The sequence below is a fragment of the Noviherbaspirillum cavernae genome (assembly GCF_003590875.1).
Lineage (GTDB): Bacteria > Pseudomonadota > Gammaproteobacteria > Burkholderiales > Burkholderiaceae_D > Noviherbaspirillum > Noviherbaspirillum cavernae.
Genome location: NZ_QYUN01000002.1, coordinates 1,480,056 through 1,493,368 on the forward strand (window position 1 = coordinate 1,480,056; position 13,313 = coordinate 1,493,368).

Below are 13,313 nucleotides of genomic sequence, written 5' to 3' on the forward strand. Positions count from 1 at the left end.
CATGACAAGAAAGCAATTTGATTTAATCGTATTCGACTGGGATGGCACCTTGATGGACAGCACGGCGACCATTGTCAAGTGCATCCAGGCTGCGGCCAAGGACCTCGGGCTGCCAATTCCGGACAACAAGGCCGCGTCGCATGTCATCGGCCTCGGCTTGCAGGACGCCATGGAAGCAGCACTGCCGGGACTGGATCCCAGGCATTACCCGCGCATCGTCGAACGCTATCGCTATCATTACCTCAGCAAGGACAAGGGTCTTGCCCTTTTTGAGGGGGTGCGCGAAATGCTGACCGAACTGTCGCAGCAGGGATATTTTCTCGCGGTCGCGACCGGAAAGAGCCGGGTCGGCTTGAATCGGGCACTGGATGCGGCGAATCTGTTATCGGTCTTCGATGCCACTCGCTGCGCGGATGAAACCTTTTCGAAGCCGCATCCCGCGATGCTGCAGGAATTGACCCGTGAATTGGGACAAGACATTCAGCGTACCGTCATGATCGGCGATACCACCCACGATCTGCAGATGGCGATCAATGCCGGTGCTGCGGGAATCGCGGTGCAATATGGTGCCCATCCTGCGCATGAATTGGAAACGCTGAATCCGATCTATGCGGCCAATTCGGTCCCTGAACTCCATGCCTGGCTGAACGAGAATGCGTAATGAGCGAGACCGCGATCCAGATTTGCGTATCCGAGGCTCTTGAAGAGAGCGGCAAAGGCATTCGATTTCCCGTAACCGCTGGGGGGGAGGATGGCACCGGATTCGCGATTCGATATAGCGGTGCCGTTTATGCATATCTCAATCGATGCGCCCACGTGCCGATCGAGCTGGATTGGAACGAAGGCGAATTTTTCGAATCCAGCGGGCTTTACCTCATGTGCTCCACGCACGGAGCGATCTACGTGCCGGACAGCGGACGCTGTGCCGGCGGCCCCTGTCGCGGGGGGCGTCTGCGGCCAATTGTTGTGTTCGAAAAAGACAATCGGGTATTCTGGCAGCCGGATGAATACGTCCGGCCTGCAAGGGCATGAGTTCTCAGTACACAGAAGAGAGTGATCGACGATGAGCGACAACAGTTTTGAAGAACGCGGGCACGAGTCTCACGGCGAATCGACGCAGACGCGAACCTTCACGCCGCCGCAAAACAGAAAGGATGGCTGGGAGCGGGAGGTGCTGGAAAAGCTCGCGTTTGCCACGCTGAAAGAGCAGCGTGCGCGCCGCCGCTGGAGCAACTTTTTCAAGTTTGCGACCTTGGCGGTGATTGTCTTCGGACTCTGGCTTGCATTCGACTTGGGTGGTGCCGATGTCGAACCGGTCGGGCCGCATACCGCACTGATCAAGATTGATGGCACCATCGAGGCAGGTACGTCTGGAGCTGCAGACACGGTCATTCCCGCGTTGAACCAGGCCTACTCGGATGACAATGCTGTCGGCGTGATCTTGCAAATCAACAGTCCGGGCGGCAGTCCGGTGCAAGCAGGCATGATCAACGACGAAATCATGCGTCTGCGCAAAGCCTATCCTCGCAAGCCGCTGTTTGTCGTGGTCGATGAAATCTGCGCGTCCGGCGGCTATTACATTGCCGCTGCGGGCGACAAGATTTTCGTCAACAAGGCCAGCATCGTCGGCTCCATCGGCGTATTGATGGAGGGATTCGGGTTCACTGGATTGATGGATAAATTGGGCGTGGAGCGTCGTTTGATGACTGCAGGCGAAAACAAGGGTTTCATGGATCCGTTTAGTCCGCAAAGCGCCCAGCAGAAAGGTTTTGCGCAAGAGATGTTGAACGAGATTCACCAGCAGTTCATCGACGTCGTGCGCGAAGGCCGAGGCAAACGATTGAAGGAAACGCCCGAGACGTTCTCGGGGTTGTTCTGGAGCGGTTCAAAGGCCGTCGAGATTGGCTTGGCAGACGGGTTTGGTACGGTCGATACAGTGGCGCGCGACGAATTGAAGGCAGAAGACATCGTTGACTACACTCAACATGAAGGCTTGTCGGAGAGATTGTTGAAGAAATTTGGTGGTGCCGTAGGCACTGCCGTTATGGCTTCGATGTCGGGGATGGCGAAACCAGCGTTGAAATGACTGACGAGATTTCAGGAAGTGTCGGCGTGCTCTTGAATCTTCCGAATCCCATCTTATACTGCAAGTGTCTGATGTCAGATTCGATCCTTGTACGCATAAACAAACACGTAAAAAGGAAAAAATCCTGAGTCAGGCAACACTTGTCGCATCGGCGATGCGGCTTTGAGAAGTCTCGGACTTCTCACTAGTTGCCCCATGGGCATGCAAAACGGCGGCGCAATACCGCCGTTTTGCACGTCTGGACAGCTAGTTTGCAAGCAATAAGAACACGGTAGGCTTCTTGTGAAATTCAGGCATCTTGCCGGCCACCAGTTCCTCTTTCCATTTTGCCGCTGTCTGGGTCTTGATCGATTCCGATGCCAGCGTCAAATCGGTGGCGACGCACATCAGCGTGCTTCCATGGCAGTTTGCGATAAGTGCGTCCAGCAGGGCAGCGTTGCGATACGGTGTTTCGATGAATAGTTGAGTCTGCTTCTCCTGCCGTGATCTGTCCTCGAGCGCCTTGATGCGCTTCGCACGTTGATCGGCGTCTGTTGGCAGGTAGCCATTGAAGGCAAAACTTTGCCCGTTCAATCCGCTGGCCATCACAGCAAGCAATAAGGACGACGGACCAACCAACGGTTTTACGGGAATCCCTCGCTCATGCGCAAGTCGTACCAGATTCGCGCCCGGGTCTGCAACGGCCGGCACACCAGCTTCCGAGATCAATCCCGCATCGCATCCCGCCAGGAGTGGGGCCAGCAGAGCCGGCAGCGCTGCGGCTTCGGTATTGACATTGAGTTCGCTGATCCGGATTTCCTGAAGAGGCTTCGTCAATGGATGCGAAACCGAAACGAGCTTGAGAAAGGCCCTGGTCGTTTTCGCATTTTCCGCGATGAAGTACTCGAGCCCGGAGATCGCGCGCTGCACCTGTGATGGAATGATTTGCGCTAATGGATCTGTTTGTGCTGCGTCGACTGGGCCGAGAGTATTGGGAAGAAGGTAAAGAATGCCGGGCATGATGTGTTGATGTGAGAGAAATGGCCATCGCTATGTGCGCAATACGCATGCAAGAACGTATTCCTTGCGATGTCACGAAGTGCCGTATCGGAGCCCAAATAAAGACACTCCGGCCCGGCGCAGCATTGTAGTCAGTGCGATCAGCGGCAGGCCGGTGAGAGCCGTCGGATCGGGACTCTCGATTTTTTCGAGAATTGCTATTCCAAGTCCCTCGTTTTTTGCGCTGCCTGCGCAATCATATGGCTGCTCGGTTCTAAGATAGGCATCCAGCTGTTCGTCAGGAAGGTCGCGGAAGGTGACAAAGGTCTGCACATTCTCCACTTGCGCTGCCTGTGCTGCATTGGCGTTGCGGGCATCCCACAGACACAATGCAGTATGGAAGACAACGCGCTTGCCGCGCATCTGCTGCAATTGTTTCAAGGCCATGTCATGAGATCCGGGCTTGCCGATTTGCTCACCGTCAAGCGTTGCCACTTGATCCGATCCAATGATCAGAGCATCCGGATACTGCTTTGCGATAGCCGCGGCTTTCTGACGAGCAAGGCGTACGGCCGTTGTGTCCGGAGATTCGCCCGCCAGAGGTGATTCGTCGATATCGGGTGCGACGACATCGAATGGGATGCGCAAGCGTGAGAGCAATTCCTTTCGATATGCGGAGCCTGACGCGAGGACAAGGCGCGGCACGATGGATGAGGCAGGCATTTTTGATATTGAATGGAGTGAGTGCACAGGAAAATCAAGCTAACACTTTGACGAATAAGGAAAAAGCCTGTTATTATCGCAGGTTTTCCGGGGCAAACTTCCATGAGTGCTTTTGTAATCGACGCTTTTGAGTTTTGCCGCGTCAAGGAGCGTCGTGAGGGTCGGATTGCAGTTTGCGATCTGTCAAGGCTGGCGGAAGAGTCCGCTGACAAGTTCGGCGCAATTCACTGGTCTCTGCAAGGTGGCAGCGATAATCGTGGTCATTCGCAGTTGCTGCTTTCTGTGTCGGGCTCGGTGCGTTTGATTTGCCAGCGCTGCCTGACGCCGTTTGAGTTTGATGTTGCATCCGATTCGGTGCTTGTACTGGCCCGGAGTGATGCTGATGCGGACGAGATCGATGCATTTTTGGCAGATGATTCGGTTGAAGTCATTGTTGGGAGTCGGACTTTCAATGTTGCTGAATTGATAGAGGATGAGGCGTTACTGACCATTCCCCTGTCAGCCAAGCACGATGTTTGCCCGGATCAGTTGGCGCCAGATGTTGAGCGGGGAGCGGAAAAGGTTTCGCCGTTTGCAGTGCTGAAAAGCCTCAAGCAATAGATGGGGTCAAATTCGGGCGCATGCAATGCGTTTGAAGGAAATGCAGGAAAGATCCGGTTTGTAAAATGGTTGGCAATCCGGGTATGTTAAAATTCGAAGTCTTCAGGTTTAGGAGCTATCATGGCCGTTCAGCAAAATAAAAAGTCCCCATCCAAGCGTGGCATGCATCGTGCGCACGATTTTCTGTCCGCTCCGCCGCTGGCAGTTGAGCCGACAACTGGCGAAACGCATCTGCGTCACCACATCAGCCCCAACGGCTATTATCGTGGTCGCAAAGTGTTGAAGACCAAGAACGACGAGTAATCGTTCCGCACACTTTTTGTATGCTGAAAGCGGCGCCGAAGGTTTGACTTAGCGCCGTTTTTTCATATTTTGAAAGAACGCATTGCGTCATTTTGAATCACGCCGGATCTGGCCCGCAGGTTGGTTGGAGCGAGGTACTGAATCAAAAAAATGACAATCAAAATTTCCATTGACTGCATGGGTGGCGATCATGGCCCCGCAGTCACAATTCCCGCAGCTGTCTCTTTCGTCAATAGCGAGCCTGAGGCTGAGCTGATTCTGGTCGGTCTGGAAAGCGCAATCCGCGCGGAACTCAAGAAACATAAAGCTGCAGACCATCCTCGTCTATCAGTCCTCAATGCGACAGAAGTCGTCACGATGGATGATCCGCTCGAAGTCGCGTTGAGGCGGAAGAAGGATTCCTCCATGCGGGTCGCCATCAATCTGGTGAAAGACGGGCGCGCGCATGCGTGTGTCTCTGCCGGCAATACTGGTGCCCTGATGGCGGTGTCTCGCTATGTGTTGAAGACTATTCCAGGGGTCGATCGTCCGGCACTCTGTGCCCTTATCCCCAATCAAAAAGATGCACCCACTTACATGCTTGACTTGGGGGCCAATGTCGACTGCGAAGCCCAACATTTGCATCAGTTTGCCTTGATGGGAGCCGTGCTGGTTTCCGCCCTTGAAGGAAAGGCAAAACCCACGATCGGCTTGCTTAATGTTGGCGAAGAGGACATCAAGGGTAACGATGTTGTCAAACAAACCGCCGCATTGCTGCGTGCCGACCATGAGAAAGACCTGCTCAATTTCCACGGCAATGTGGAAGGTAACGATATCTTCGAGGGCACGACGGACATCGTTGTATGCGATGGTTTCGTGGGGAATGTGGTGCTCAAGGCTTCCGAAGGCCTTGGGCGTTTTGTAAAGAAGGTCCTGACCACCGAGTTCAAGCGCAATCCGCTTAACATGCTGGGCGCCTTGATCGCCACAGGTGCCATCAAGGCAATTTCCCGTCGCATGAATCCTTCCCGCTACAATGGCGCCAGTTTGCTGGGTCTTCGGGGACTTGTCTTCAAGAGCCATGGCGGTGAAAATGCGTACGGATATGAATGGGCGATCAAGCGCGCATTCGATGCAGCAAAATACGATGTCATTTCACGCATTTCGAAATCGATCGCAGAATTGATGTCGCAGCCGGAAACGGATCCGGCAGCAGCTGGCGGGTCCGGAGTCAATGATCTAACACAACAGAAATCGGCATGAATCTCTATAGCAAAATCATCGGTACAGGGAGTCATCTTCCCCCCAGGCGTGTAACGAATGAAGAGCTCGCCAAGCAGCTGGCGGAAAAGGGGATTGAGACCTCCGACGAGTGGATCGTGTCGCGCAGCGGGATTTCAGCTCGTCACTATGCGGAGCCTCATGTGCAATCGAGTGATCTCGCTGTTGAGGCTGCCAGACGTGCTCTTGAAATGGCGGCGCTTGATGCAAATGACATTGATCTCATCATTTTGGCGACGTCCACACCAGATCATTTCGGAGGCTTTCCCAGCACTGCCTGCGTAGTGCAACGCAAACTCGGAATCACGAATGAATGTGCCGCAGTGGACGTCCAGGCTGTATGCAGCGGTTTTGTCTACGCGGTGTCCGTTGCCGATAGCTTCATCAAATCCGGCGCTCATAAAAATGTTCTGATCATAGGCGCGGAAGTATTTTCGCGCATCCTGAATTTTGAAGACCGTACCACGTGTGTGTTGTTTGGTGATGGGGCCGGTGCGGTGGTGATGACGGCATCGCGTGAGCCTGGAGTTCTTGCGACCAAACTGCATGCGGACGGCAGCCATGCCGACATTCTCTGTATCCCCGGGAGGGTCAGTGGAGGTGTGGTTGAGGGCAGCGCTTTCCTGCATATGGATGGGCAGGCAGTATTCAAACTCGCTGTATCTGTCCTTGACAAGGTTGCAAATGAAGTGCTCAGGATTGCTGGCATGGCGGCCTCGGAGGTTAATTGGCTGATTCCGCATCAGGCAAATATCCGGATCATGCAAGGTACTGCCAAGAAGCTCGGCTTGCCGCTTGAAAAAATGGTGGTTACGGTAGACCAGCACGGCAATACCTCGGCCGCGTCGATCCCCCTTGCGCTCGACAAAGCGATGCGCGATGGCCGCATCAAGCCAGGACAAAATGTCTTGATGGAAGGTGTCGGCGGCGGATTCACATGGGGTGCGGTTCTCGCACAAATGTAACTACTCTTTAAATACCAGTATGATCAAATGTGCATTTGTTTTTCCCGGCCAGGGATCGCAGGCCGTCGGAATGTTGAGTGGCTTCGCAGATAACGCGATCGTCAAGCAGACAATCGCCGAGGCTTCGGACGCATTGCAATTCGACATGGGCAAGCTGATTGCTGAAGGGCCCAAGGAGGATCTCGACCTGACAACCAACACGCAGCCAGTCATGCTGACTGCTGCCGTGGCGATTTATCGGGCATGGATCGCGACTGGAGGGCGGGAGCCTGCGATCGTGGCCGGCCACAGCCTTGGCGAGTATTCGGCATTGGTGGCTGCTGGCGTCATTGCGTTCAAGGATGCAGTGCCGCTGGTCCGTTTTCGTGCAAAGGCGATGCAGGAAGCCGTGCCAGTAGGGCAGGGCGGTATGGCGGCAATTCTTGGCTTGTCTGACGATGATGTGCGTGCCGTTTGTGCTGAAGCAGCGCAAGGCGAAATCGTTGAAGCGGTTAATTTCAATGCCCCCGCGCAGGTCGTGATTGCAGGGCACAAAGGTGCGGTCGAGCGGGCCTGCGAAGTGGCGAAGGCAAAAGGCGCGAAGCGTGCATTGCCACTCCCGGTATCTGCGCCGTTTCACTCGTCCTTGCTGAAACCGGCATCTGATCGGTTGCGTAGTTACATGGCCGACATAAGCTTTGCTGCTCCACGAATTCCATTGATTAACAATGTCGATGTTGCCATCGAGCAGGATGCTGCTGCCATCAAGGACGCGTTGGTGCGTCAGGCTGCCAGCCCGGTACGCTGGGTCGAAACCGTGCAGAAAATGGCGGCAGGCGGCGTGACGCATGTGGTCGAATGCGGTCCTGGCAAGGTTTTGGCCGGGCTGACAAAGCGCATCAATGGTGAGTTGGCAGGCGACGCAATTGTCGATCAAGCGTCATTGGATAAAGTCTTGGAGGTTTTGAGGTGAATCTGAATAATCAAATTGCGCTGGTCACCGGCGCGTCGCGCGGAATTGGCAAGGCAATTGCGGAAGAGCTTGCCAGGAACGGGGCAAAGGTGATCGGCACGGCCACTACGGAAGCGGGTGCGGGAACGATTTCAAAGTATTTGTCTGAAATCAGGCCGGATTGCGGTAAGGGCGTTGTACTGAATGTAAACAACGCAGATGCCTGTAACGCGACAATCGAGGCAGTTCAGAAAGAGTTCGGTGGTTTGTCGATTCTTGTGAATAACGCGGGCATCACTCAAGACCAGCTTGCCATGCGGATGAAAGATGAAGAGTGGGATGCCGTTATCGCCACCAACCTGACCGCGGTAGCCCGATTATCCCGCGCAGTATTGCGTGGCATGATGAAAGCAAAACATGGACGCATTATCAACATCACGTCCGTGGTTGGATCTGCCGGCAATCCGGGGCAAATGAATTATGCGGCTGCCAAGGCGGGAGTTGCCGGCATGGCGCGCGCATTGGCTCGCGAGATCGGCAGCCGGAACATTACGGTGAATTGTGTCGCTCCCGGTTTCATCGATACCGACATGACGAAGACATTGAGCGAGCAACAAACCTCCGCTCTGTTGCAGCAGATTCCGCTGGGCCGACTGGGCTTGCCTGAGGATATCGCCGCAGCGGTGGCATTTCTTGCGTCGCCGCAAGCCGCTTACATTACCGGCACGACAGTGCATGTGAACGGCGGCATGTACATGAATTAAGCGAGAATAAGTTGCTTTTGGCCGATGATCAATCAATATTGAAGGCAAAGGCTGAAAGTGAATTTTCATTGCGCAAACCTGATAAAATGCGCGCACTTTCTGTAACCTACTGGAGGCAAAATATGTCCGATATCGAACAACGCGTTAAGAAGATCGTCGCTGAACAACTGGGTGTCGCTGAAGCCGACATCAAAAATGAATCGTCTTTTGTTGACGACCTCGGTGCCGATTCGCTTGACACGGTTGAACTCGTGATGGCGCTTGAAGACGAGTTCGAAATGGAAATCCCGGACGAACAAGCCGAAAAAATCACAACGGTGCAGCAGGCGATCGACTACGCCAAGGCACACGTCAAGGCCTGATTCTGTTTTTGATCGATCCAGGAGAGACGCTTGAGCCGCTCACGTGAACGTCGAGTTGTAGTGACCGGCCTCGGTTGTGTTTCACCTGTCGGCAATAATGTTGCCGATTCGTGGACTGCACTGACCGCAGGCAAATCGGGTATTGCGACCATCACAAAATTTGATGCCACACCTTTCTCCACGCGCTTTGGTGGTGAGGTGAAGGGCTTCAATATCGAGGATTACATTCCCGGCAAGGAAGCGCGCCATATGGATACGTTCATCCATTATGGGATGGCTGCCGGTATCCAGGCGATAGAGGATAGCGGCCTGACCGTGACCGAAGAAAACGCTGAAACAATCGGTGTTATCGTGGGATCGGGTATTGGCGGCTTGCCGATGATTGAGGAAACTCATTCGGAGTTGATCAACCGCGGGCCTCGCAGGATCAGTCCATTCTTCGTGCCAGCGTCGATCATTAACATGATCTCGGGTCATCTTTCGATCAAATACGGACTCAAGGGACCCAACCTTGCCATCGTCACTGCGTGTACCACAGGGTTGCATTGCATTGGTGCAGCGGCCCGCTTGATTGAGTATGGTGATGCCGATGTCATGATCGCGGGAGGGGCCGAATCGACAGTCTCGCCCCTTGGTCTCGGTGGTTTTGCCGCAGCTCGCGCATTGTCCTCCCGGAACGACGATCCTGCGACAGCTTCCCGCCCTTGGGACAAGGATCGCGATGGCTTTGTACTGGGTGAAGGCGCTGGTGTGATGGTGCTCGAAGAGTACGAACACGCGAAAGCCAGAGGTGCAAAGATTTATGCCGAGGTACTTGGTTTCGGCATGAGTGCCGATGCTTATCACATGACCGCACCATTGGAAGACGGTGACGGGGCGCGGCGCTGCATGGTGGCCGCGATGAAAAATGCGGAAATCAACCCGGATCAGGTGGACTATGTGAATGCGCATGGTACATCGACGCCTCTGGGGGATATTGCCGAAACAGTCGCTATCAAGCGCGCGCTGGGCGATCATGCGAAAAGCATCGTCGTCAACTCGACCAAGTCGATGACCGGGCATTTGCTGGGCGGCGCTGGCGGGCTCGAGTCGGTCTTCACGGTACTGGCGCTGCATCATCAACTGTCCCCGCCAACCATCAACATCTTTAATCAGGATCCGGCCTGCGATCTCGATTATTGCGCCAATAGCGCGCGCGATATGTCCATCAACATAGCGGTCAAAAACTCGTTCGGTTTTGGCGGTACGAACGGGACGCTTATCTTCGGCAAAGTCTGATTTCTCCGATTCCGTCCTGGTCCCAGGCGGAATCGGTTGCGAATCACCTTTTCAGCTCTTCCATCATGTCAATTGCGGTATCAGTCGTGGTAAAACCATCGCGACTATTGCTGATACTGGTCGGTGGCGTGTGCGCATCGGTGATCGCAGCCGGGAGCATGATTTCTCTCGGCGTGATTGGCAATCTTTCTGCACTGCCTCGCGGCGTCATTGCGGTTTTCAGTTTTTTCCCAGCACTTTTTGGGTTTTATCATACCGTTCAAAACCGAAAAGCCATACATATTGATATCTCGGGTATTGGGCAAGTGCGTCTCAAGGAATTGAGCGCTTCAATTGGATCTTGTCAGGAACCAAATTGGCCGCATGTAAATAGTAGTGTGCCAGTTCGGTTATTGCAGGACTCGACACTTTGGTCGCAACTGTTGTTGTTGCGCTTGCAGACCGATAACGGGACGGTGGTGGTCGTGTCGATTTTGCCGGACTGCGTTTCGCGGGACGAATTCCGGGCATTATCGGTTGCTTGCCGATGGATCGCCGCGCATAAGAGTTCGGCTGATCAAAAAAAAGCGTGAATTTATTCGGACAGCGTTGAACTTACTATATTTCTTCCAGTCAACTAACAAAGCCGCGTACATGTTGCAATGAAACAAGGGAATGGGGATTGACGACAGAACGCGACATTGACCAACTGCTTGTCGAGCGCGTCCAGCGTGGCGATAAAAAAGCGTTCGAGCTATTAGTGACCAAGTATCAACGGAAACTGATGCGGCTCGTGTCTCGGCTTGTGCGCGATCAGGCGGAAGCCGAGGACGTGGTGCAGGAAGCCTTTATCAAGGCATATCGGGCCCTGCCTCAGTTTCGCGGCGATTCTGCGTTTTATACGTGGCTGTACAGGATAGGCATTAACACTGCGAAGAATTATCTGGTGACGCAGGGGCGGCGCGCACCCACGTCAACGGAAGCTGATGCTGAAGAAGCAGAAACCTTTGATGATGGTGAACACCTGCGGGACATCAATACGCCGGAATCGATGCTGGCAACCAAGCAGATCGCCGAGACTGTGAATGTGGCGATGGATGCACTTCCGGACGAGCTGCGTGTTGCAATCACATTGCGCGAAATCGAAGGGTTGAGCTACGATGAAATTGCGGAGGCGATGGGATGTCCGATCGGGACCGTACGCAGCCGGATATTCAGGGCGCGTGAGGCTATCGCAGAAAAGCTGAGGCCATTGCTGGGTACTGCAATAGACAAACGTTGGTAGCGGCAAAAGCGCCTATAAATACGGATTTGGGAACGAAAACAGGGATCAGCCCAGCTTAAACGAGGTTGTAATGAATACGAAAGAAATGGCCAAAGAACAGATTTCTGCTTTTGCTGATGGAGAGTTAAGCGATCAGCAGACGGAGATGGTGCTTGCTTCTTTGCGCCAAACTGATCACCGAAACGACTGGGAGCTATATCACCAAATCGGCGATGTGTTGCGCTCGGACGACATTGCTGTTGAATTGAGTCCCGGATTTGCCGCCCGCATGGCGGCGCGCCTGGAAATGGAGCCGACAATCATTGCACCCGCAATGGCTATGCAGTCGTCGACATCTGACGCCATTGGAGTCGGAATGCCGGCGGCATCCGGCAAAGCGAATGCATTCCCGCGGCCCGCAAAGCGATGGGCACTGTCCGGAGTTGCGGCCGCAGCAGCGGTGGCGACGGTTGCATTTGTCACGGCACCGCAGCTAATGGTGGCCATGAAGGACATCACAGGTGGTGACGCCGGCGAGACAAGTCTTGCTTCCGCTGCGGCGACAGCTTCAAGCATCACGCACGTTGATTCCCGCATGGCCCAGCCGGCCTTGATCGCTACTCGCGCCCCGGAAGGCGTAGTACTGCGTGACGCACGCATTGACGACTACCTGCTGGCGCACCAACGATTTTCCCCATCCGTGTACAGCACTGCGCAGTATGCACGCTCGGCCACTTTTGCAACCGATTCCAATAAATGATTTGTATGCGGCAAACACTCGTTTTATTTAGGTTTGTCGTTGCGTTTTCTGTTCTCTTTGCTCTATCAGCCAAGGCTCAAAATATAGAGTCGCCCGCTGATAAACGTGAGGCGCAGTCCTGGTTGAAGAAAATCCAGTCTGCAGCGCAGAAGCTCAATTACGCTGGCACTTTCGTGTACCAACAGGGAACGCAGATTCGCACGTCGCGTATCACGCATCTGGTGGATGGCAAGAGGGAAATCGAAAAATTGGAGATTCTCGACGGCAAGCCACGTGAATATATACGCAGTAACGAAGAGGTCGTTTGTTATGTGCCTGAAGCCAAAACCTTGCTGGTAGAAAAGCGCGTCACACACGACGTGTTCCCTGCGATTCTGGCAGCCAATCCGTCCGATTTGACCGATTTTTACAATGTCAGAAAAGGCGAAGCAGGACGCGTGGCGGGACACGATTCGCAGGCAATCGTACTGGAACCGAAGGATAACCTGCGTTATGGATATCAATTGTGGGCGGAAAAGACGACTGGCTTGTTGCTTCGGGCGCAGACGTTGAACGAAAAAAGCGAGGTCGTCGAGCAAATCACTTTTACCCAGATTGCAATCGGAAATATCGACAAGAATCGCGTGAAGCCGACCTTTCAAAACACTGCCGGCTGGCGAGTTGAAAATGCAGTCATGAGTCAGGTTAGTTTGTCCGGCTGGACGGTCAAATCCGTGCCTCCGGGGTTCAAGAAAATTCGCGAAGTGAAGCGGCTGGTATCGGATACGACTCCCATGAATTCGAGCGCGTCCGGAAATGCACAGAATAATGCACATCCAGCGACACAGCCTCATCAAAGAGAAGTGTCACAGATTGTGTTTTCTGACGGGCTGGCTGCGATTTCCGTATTTATCGAGCCGGGCACGCAAAGCCGTACCGAAGGATTCATGCAGCAAGGTGCAATGAATATCGCTGGTAAACGTCAAGGCGATTTTTGGCTTACCATCGTGGGCGAGGTGCCGTCTACGGCAATCAAGCAAGTCGCCAATTCGATTGAATTCAAATCCAGGTAACTAAAGAA

At 54.0% G+C, this 13,313-nt stretch carries 17 protein-coding genes; 15 read left to right on the forward strand and 2 right to left on the reverse strand.

Annotation, left to right across the window (positions count from 1 at the left end; translation table 11 throughout):
* The first annotated feature begins 1 nt into the window (after position 1).
* The 3 genes from D3870_RS06945 to D3870_RS06955 are packed head-to-tail and all read left to right on the forward strand — an operon-like array spanning position 2 to position 2,086.
* Positions 2 to 661, forward strand: coding sequence for an HAD-IIIA family hydrolase (locus D3870_RS06945; RefSeq protein WP_119737775.1), 660 nt, complete (start codon positions 2 to 4; stop codon positions 659 to 661).
* Complete coding sequence (locus tag D3870_RS06950) at positions 661 to 1,032, forward strand: Rieske (2Fe-2S) protein (protein WP_119737777.1); 372 nt, start codon at positions 661 to 663, stop codon at positions 1,030 to 1,032. The genes D3870_RS06945 and D3870_RS06950 overlap by 1 nt, the downstream gene beginning before the upstream one ends.
* A 31-nt stretch (positions 1,033 to 1,063) precedes the next feature.
* Positions 1,064 to 2,086 carry a S49 family peptidase gene (locus tag D3870_RS06955; protein ID WP_119737779.1) on the forward strand — a complete coding sequence of 341 codons (1,023 nt, stop codon included), beginning with the start codon at positions 1,064 to 1,066 and terminating at the stop codon, positions 2,084 to 2,086.
* A 246-nt stretch (positions 2,087 to 2,332) separates the two neighbouring features.
* Here the strand turns inward: D3870_RS06955 and D3870_RS06960 are convergent, their stop codons facing one another.
* Together D3870_RS06960 and D3870_RS06965 are read right to left on the reverse strand one after the other, a co-directional pair.
* Positions 2,333 to 3,085, reverse strand: coding sequence for an SAM-dependent methyltransferase (locus D3870_RS06960; protein ID WP_119737781.1), 753 nt, complete (start codon positions 3,083 to 3,085; stop codon positions 2,333 to 2,335).
* A 72-nt stretch (positions 3,086 to 3,157) separates the two neighbouring features.
* Positions 3,158 to 3,787: a Maf-like protein gene (locus D3870_RS06965; protein ID WP_119737783.1), complete on the reverse strand. Its 630-nt coding sequence runs from the start codon at positions 3,785 to 3,787 to the stop codon at positions 3,158 to 3,160.
* A gap of 102 nt (positions 3,788 to 3,889) precedes the next feature.
* Between D3870_RS06965 and D3870_RS06970 the strand changes: the two genes are divergently transcribed.
* The 12 genes from D3870_RS06970 (at position 3,890) to D3870_RS07020 (ending at position 13,305) form a co-directional block, all read left to right on the forward strand.
* The gene (locus tag D3870_RS06970; RefSeq protein WP_199710550.1) at positions 3,890 to 4,387 is read left to right on the forward strand and encodes a YceD family protein; all 498 of its coding nucleotides are present in this window, start codon (positions 3,890 to 3,892) and stop codon (positions 4,385 to 4,387) included.
* Positions 4,388 to 4,507: 120 nt separating this feature from the next.
* A complete protein-coding gene (gene rpmF, locus D3870_RS06975) occupies positions 4,508 to 4,690 on the forward strand; it encodes a 50S ribosomal protein L32 (RefSeq protein WP_119737787.1) in 183 nt (60 codons plus the stop codon).
* A 150-nt stretch (positions 4,691 to 4,840) separates the two neighbouring features.
* Positions 4,841 to 5,932, forward strand: a complete 1,092-nt coding sequence (gene plsX, locus D3870_RS06980) for a phosphate acyltransferase PlsX (RefSeq protein ID WP_119737789.1) — start codon at positions 4,841 to 4,843, stop codon at positions 5,930 to 5,932.
* Positions 5,929 to 6,915, forward strand: a complete 987-nt coding sequence (locus D3870_RS06985) for a beta-ketoacyl-ACP synthase III (RefSeq protein WP_119737791.1) — start codon at positions 5,929 to 5,931, stop codon at positions 6,913 to 6,915. Before plsX ends, D3870_RS06985 begins: the two co-directional genes overlap by 4 nt.
* Before the next feature lie 19 nt (positions 6,916 to 6,934).
* A complete protein-coding gene (gene fabD / locus D3870_RS06990) occupies positions 6,935 to 7,867 on the forward strand; it encodes an ACP S-malonyltransferase (RefSeq protein ID WP_119737793.1) in 933 nt (310 codons plus the stop codon).
* Complete coding sequence (gene fabG / locus D3870_RS06995; RefSeq protein ID WP_119737795.1) at positions 7,864 to 8,610, forward strand: 3-oxoacyl-ACP reductase FabG; 747 nt, start codon at positions 7,864 to 7,866, stop codon at positions 8,608 to 8,610. Before fabD ends, fabG begins: the two co-directional genes overlap by 4 nt.
* A gap of 122 nt (positions 8,611 to 8,732) precedes the next feature.
* Positions 8,733 to 8,972, forward strand: a complete 240-nt coding sequence (gene acpP / locus D3870_RS07000; protein WP_040041346.1) for an acyl carrier protein — start codon at positions 8,733 to 8,735, stop codon at positions 8,970 to 8,972.
* Positions 8,973 to 9,002: 30 nt separating this feature from the next.
* Complete coding sequence (fabF, locus tag D3870_RS07005; RefSeq protein ID WP_119737797.1) at positions 9,003 to 10,250, forward strand: beta-ketoacyl-ACP synthase II; 1,248 nt, start codon at positions 9,003 to 9,005, stop codon at positions 10,248 to 10,250.
* A gap of 65 nt (positions 10,251 to 10,315) precedes the next feature.
* Positions 10,316 to 10,822: a flagellar hook-length control protein gene (locus D3870_RS21980; RefSeq protein ID WP_158590398.1), complete on the forward strand. Its 507-nt coding sequence runs from the start codon at positions 10,316 to 10,318 to the stop codon at positions 10,820 to 10,822.
* Between the two features lie 89 nt (positions 10,823 to 10,911).
* A complete protein-coding gene (gene rpoE, locus D3870_RS07010) occupies positions 10,912 to 11,514 on the forward strand; it encodes an RNA polymerase sigma factor RpoE (protein WP_119737799.1) in 603 nt (200 codons plus the stop codon).
* Positions 11,515 to 11,584: 70 nt separating this feature from the next.
* Positions 11,585 to 12,253 (forward strand): sigma-E factor negative regulatory protein, encoded by a 669-nt coding sequence (locus D3870_RS07015; RefSeq protein WP_119737801.1) that lies wholly within the window; start codon positions 11,585 to 11,587, stop codon positions 12,251 to 12,253.
* 5 nt (positions 12,254 to 12,258) lie between these two features.
* The gene (locus tag D3870_RS07020) at positions 12,259 to 13,305 is read left to right on the forward strand and encodes a MucB/RseB C-terminal domain-containing protein (protein WP_119737803.1); all 1,047 of its coding nucleotides are present in this window, start codon (positions 12,259 to 12,261) and stop codon (positions 13,303 to 13,305) included.
* Positions 13,306 to 13,313: the final 8 nt, after the last annotated feature.

Excerpts from the sequence above, each read along its gene's own strand:
- D3870_RS06945 (WP_119737775.1), top strand. The coding sequence starts at position 2 with ATGACAAGAAAGCAATTTGATTTAATCGTATTCGACTGGGATGGCACC.
- D3870_RS06950 (WP_119737777.1), top strand. The coding sequence starts at position 661 with ATGAGCGAGACCGCGATCCAGATTTGCGTATCCGAGGCTCTTGAAGAG.
- D3870_RS06955 (WP_119737779.1), top strand. The coding sequence starts at position 1,064 with ATGAGCGACAACAGTTTTGAAGAACGCGGGCACGAGTCTCACGGCGAA.
- D3870_RS06960 (WP_119737781.1), bottom strand. The coding sequence starts at position 3,085 with ATGCCCGGCATTCTTTACCTTCTTCCCAATACTCTCGGCCCAGTCGAC.
- D3870_RS06965 (WP_119737783.1), bottom strand. The coding sequence starts at position 3,787 with ATGCCTGCCTCATCCATCGTGCCGCGCCTTGTCCTCGCGTCAGGCTCC.
- D3870_RS06970 (WP_199710550.1), top strand. The coding sequence starts at position 3,890 with ATGAGTGCTTTTGTAATCGACGCTTTTGAGTTTTGCCGCGTCAAGGAG.
- rpmF (WP_119737787.1), top strand. The coding sequence starts at position 4,508 with ATGGCCGTTCAGCAAAATAAAAAGTCCCCATCCAAGCGTGGCATGCAT.
- plsX (WP_119737789.1), top strand. The coding sequence starts at position 4,841 with ATGACAATCAAAATTTCCATTGACTGCATGGGTGGCGATCATGGCCCC.
- D3870_RS06985 (WP_119737791.1), top strand. The coding sequence starts at position 5,929 with ATGAATCTCTATAGCAAAATCATCGGTACAGGGAGTCATCTTCCCCCC.
- fabD (WP_119737793.1), top strand. The coding sequence starts at position 6,935 with ATGATCAAATGTGCATTTGTTTTTCCCGGCCAGGGATCGCAGGCCGTC.
- acpP (WP_040041346.1), top strand. The coding sequence starts at position 8,733 with ATGTCCGATATCGAACAACGCGTTAAGAAGATCGTCGCTGAACAACTG.
- D3870_RS21980 (WP_158590398.1), top strand. The coding sequence starts at position 10,316 with ATGTCAATTGCGGTATCAGTCGTGGTAAAACCATCGCGACTATTGCTG.
- D3870_RS07015 (WP_119737801.1), top strand. The coding sequence starts at position 11,585 with ATGAATACGAAAGAAATGGCCAAAGAACAGATTTCTGCTTTTGCTGAT.
- D3870_RS07020 (WP_119737803.1), top strand. The coding sequence starts at position 12,259 with ATGCGGCAAACACTCGTTTTATTTAGGTTTGTCGTTGCGTTTTCTGTT.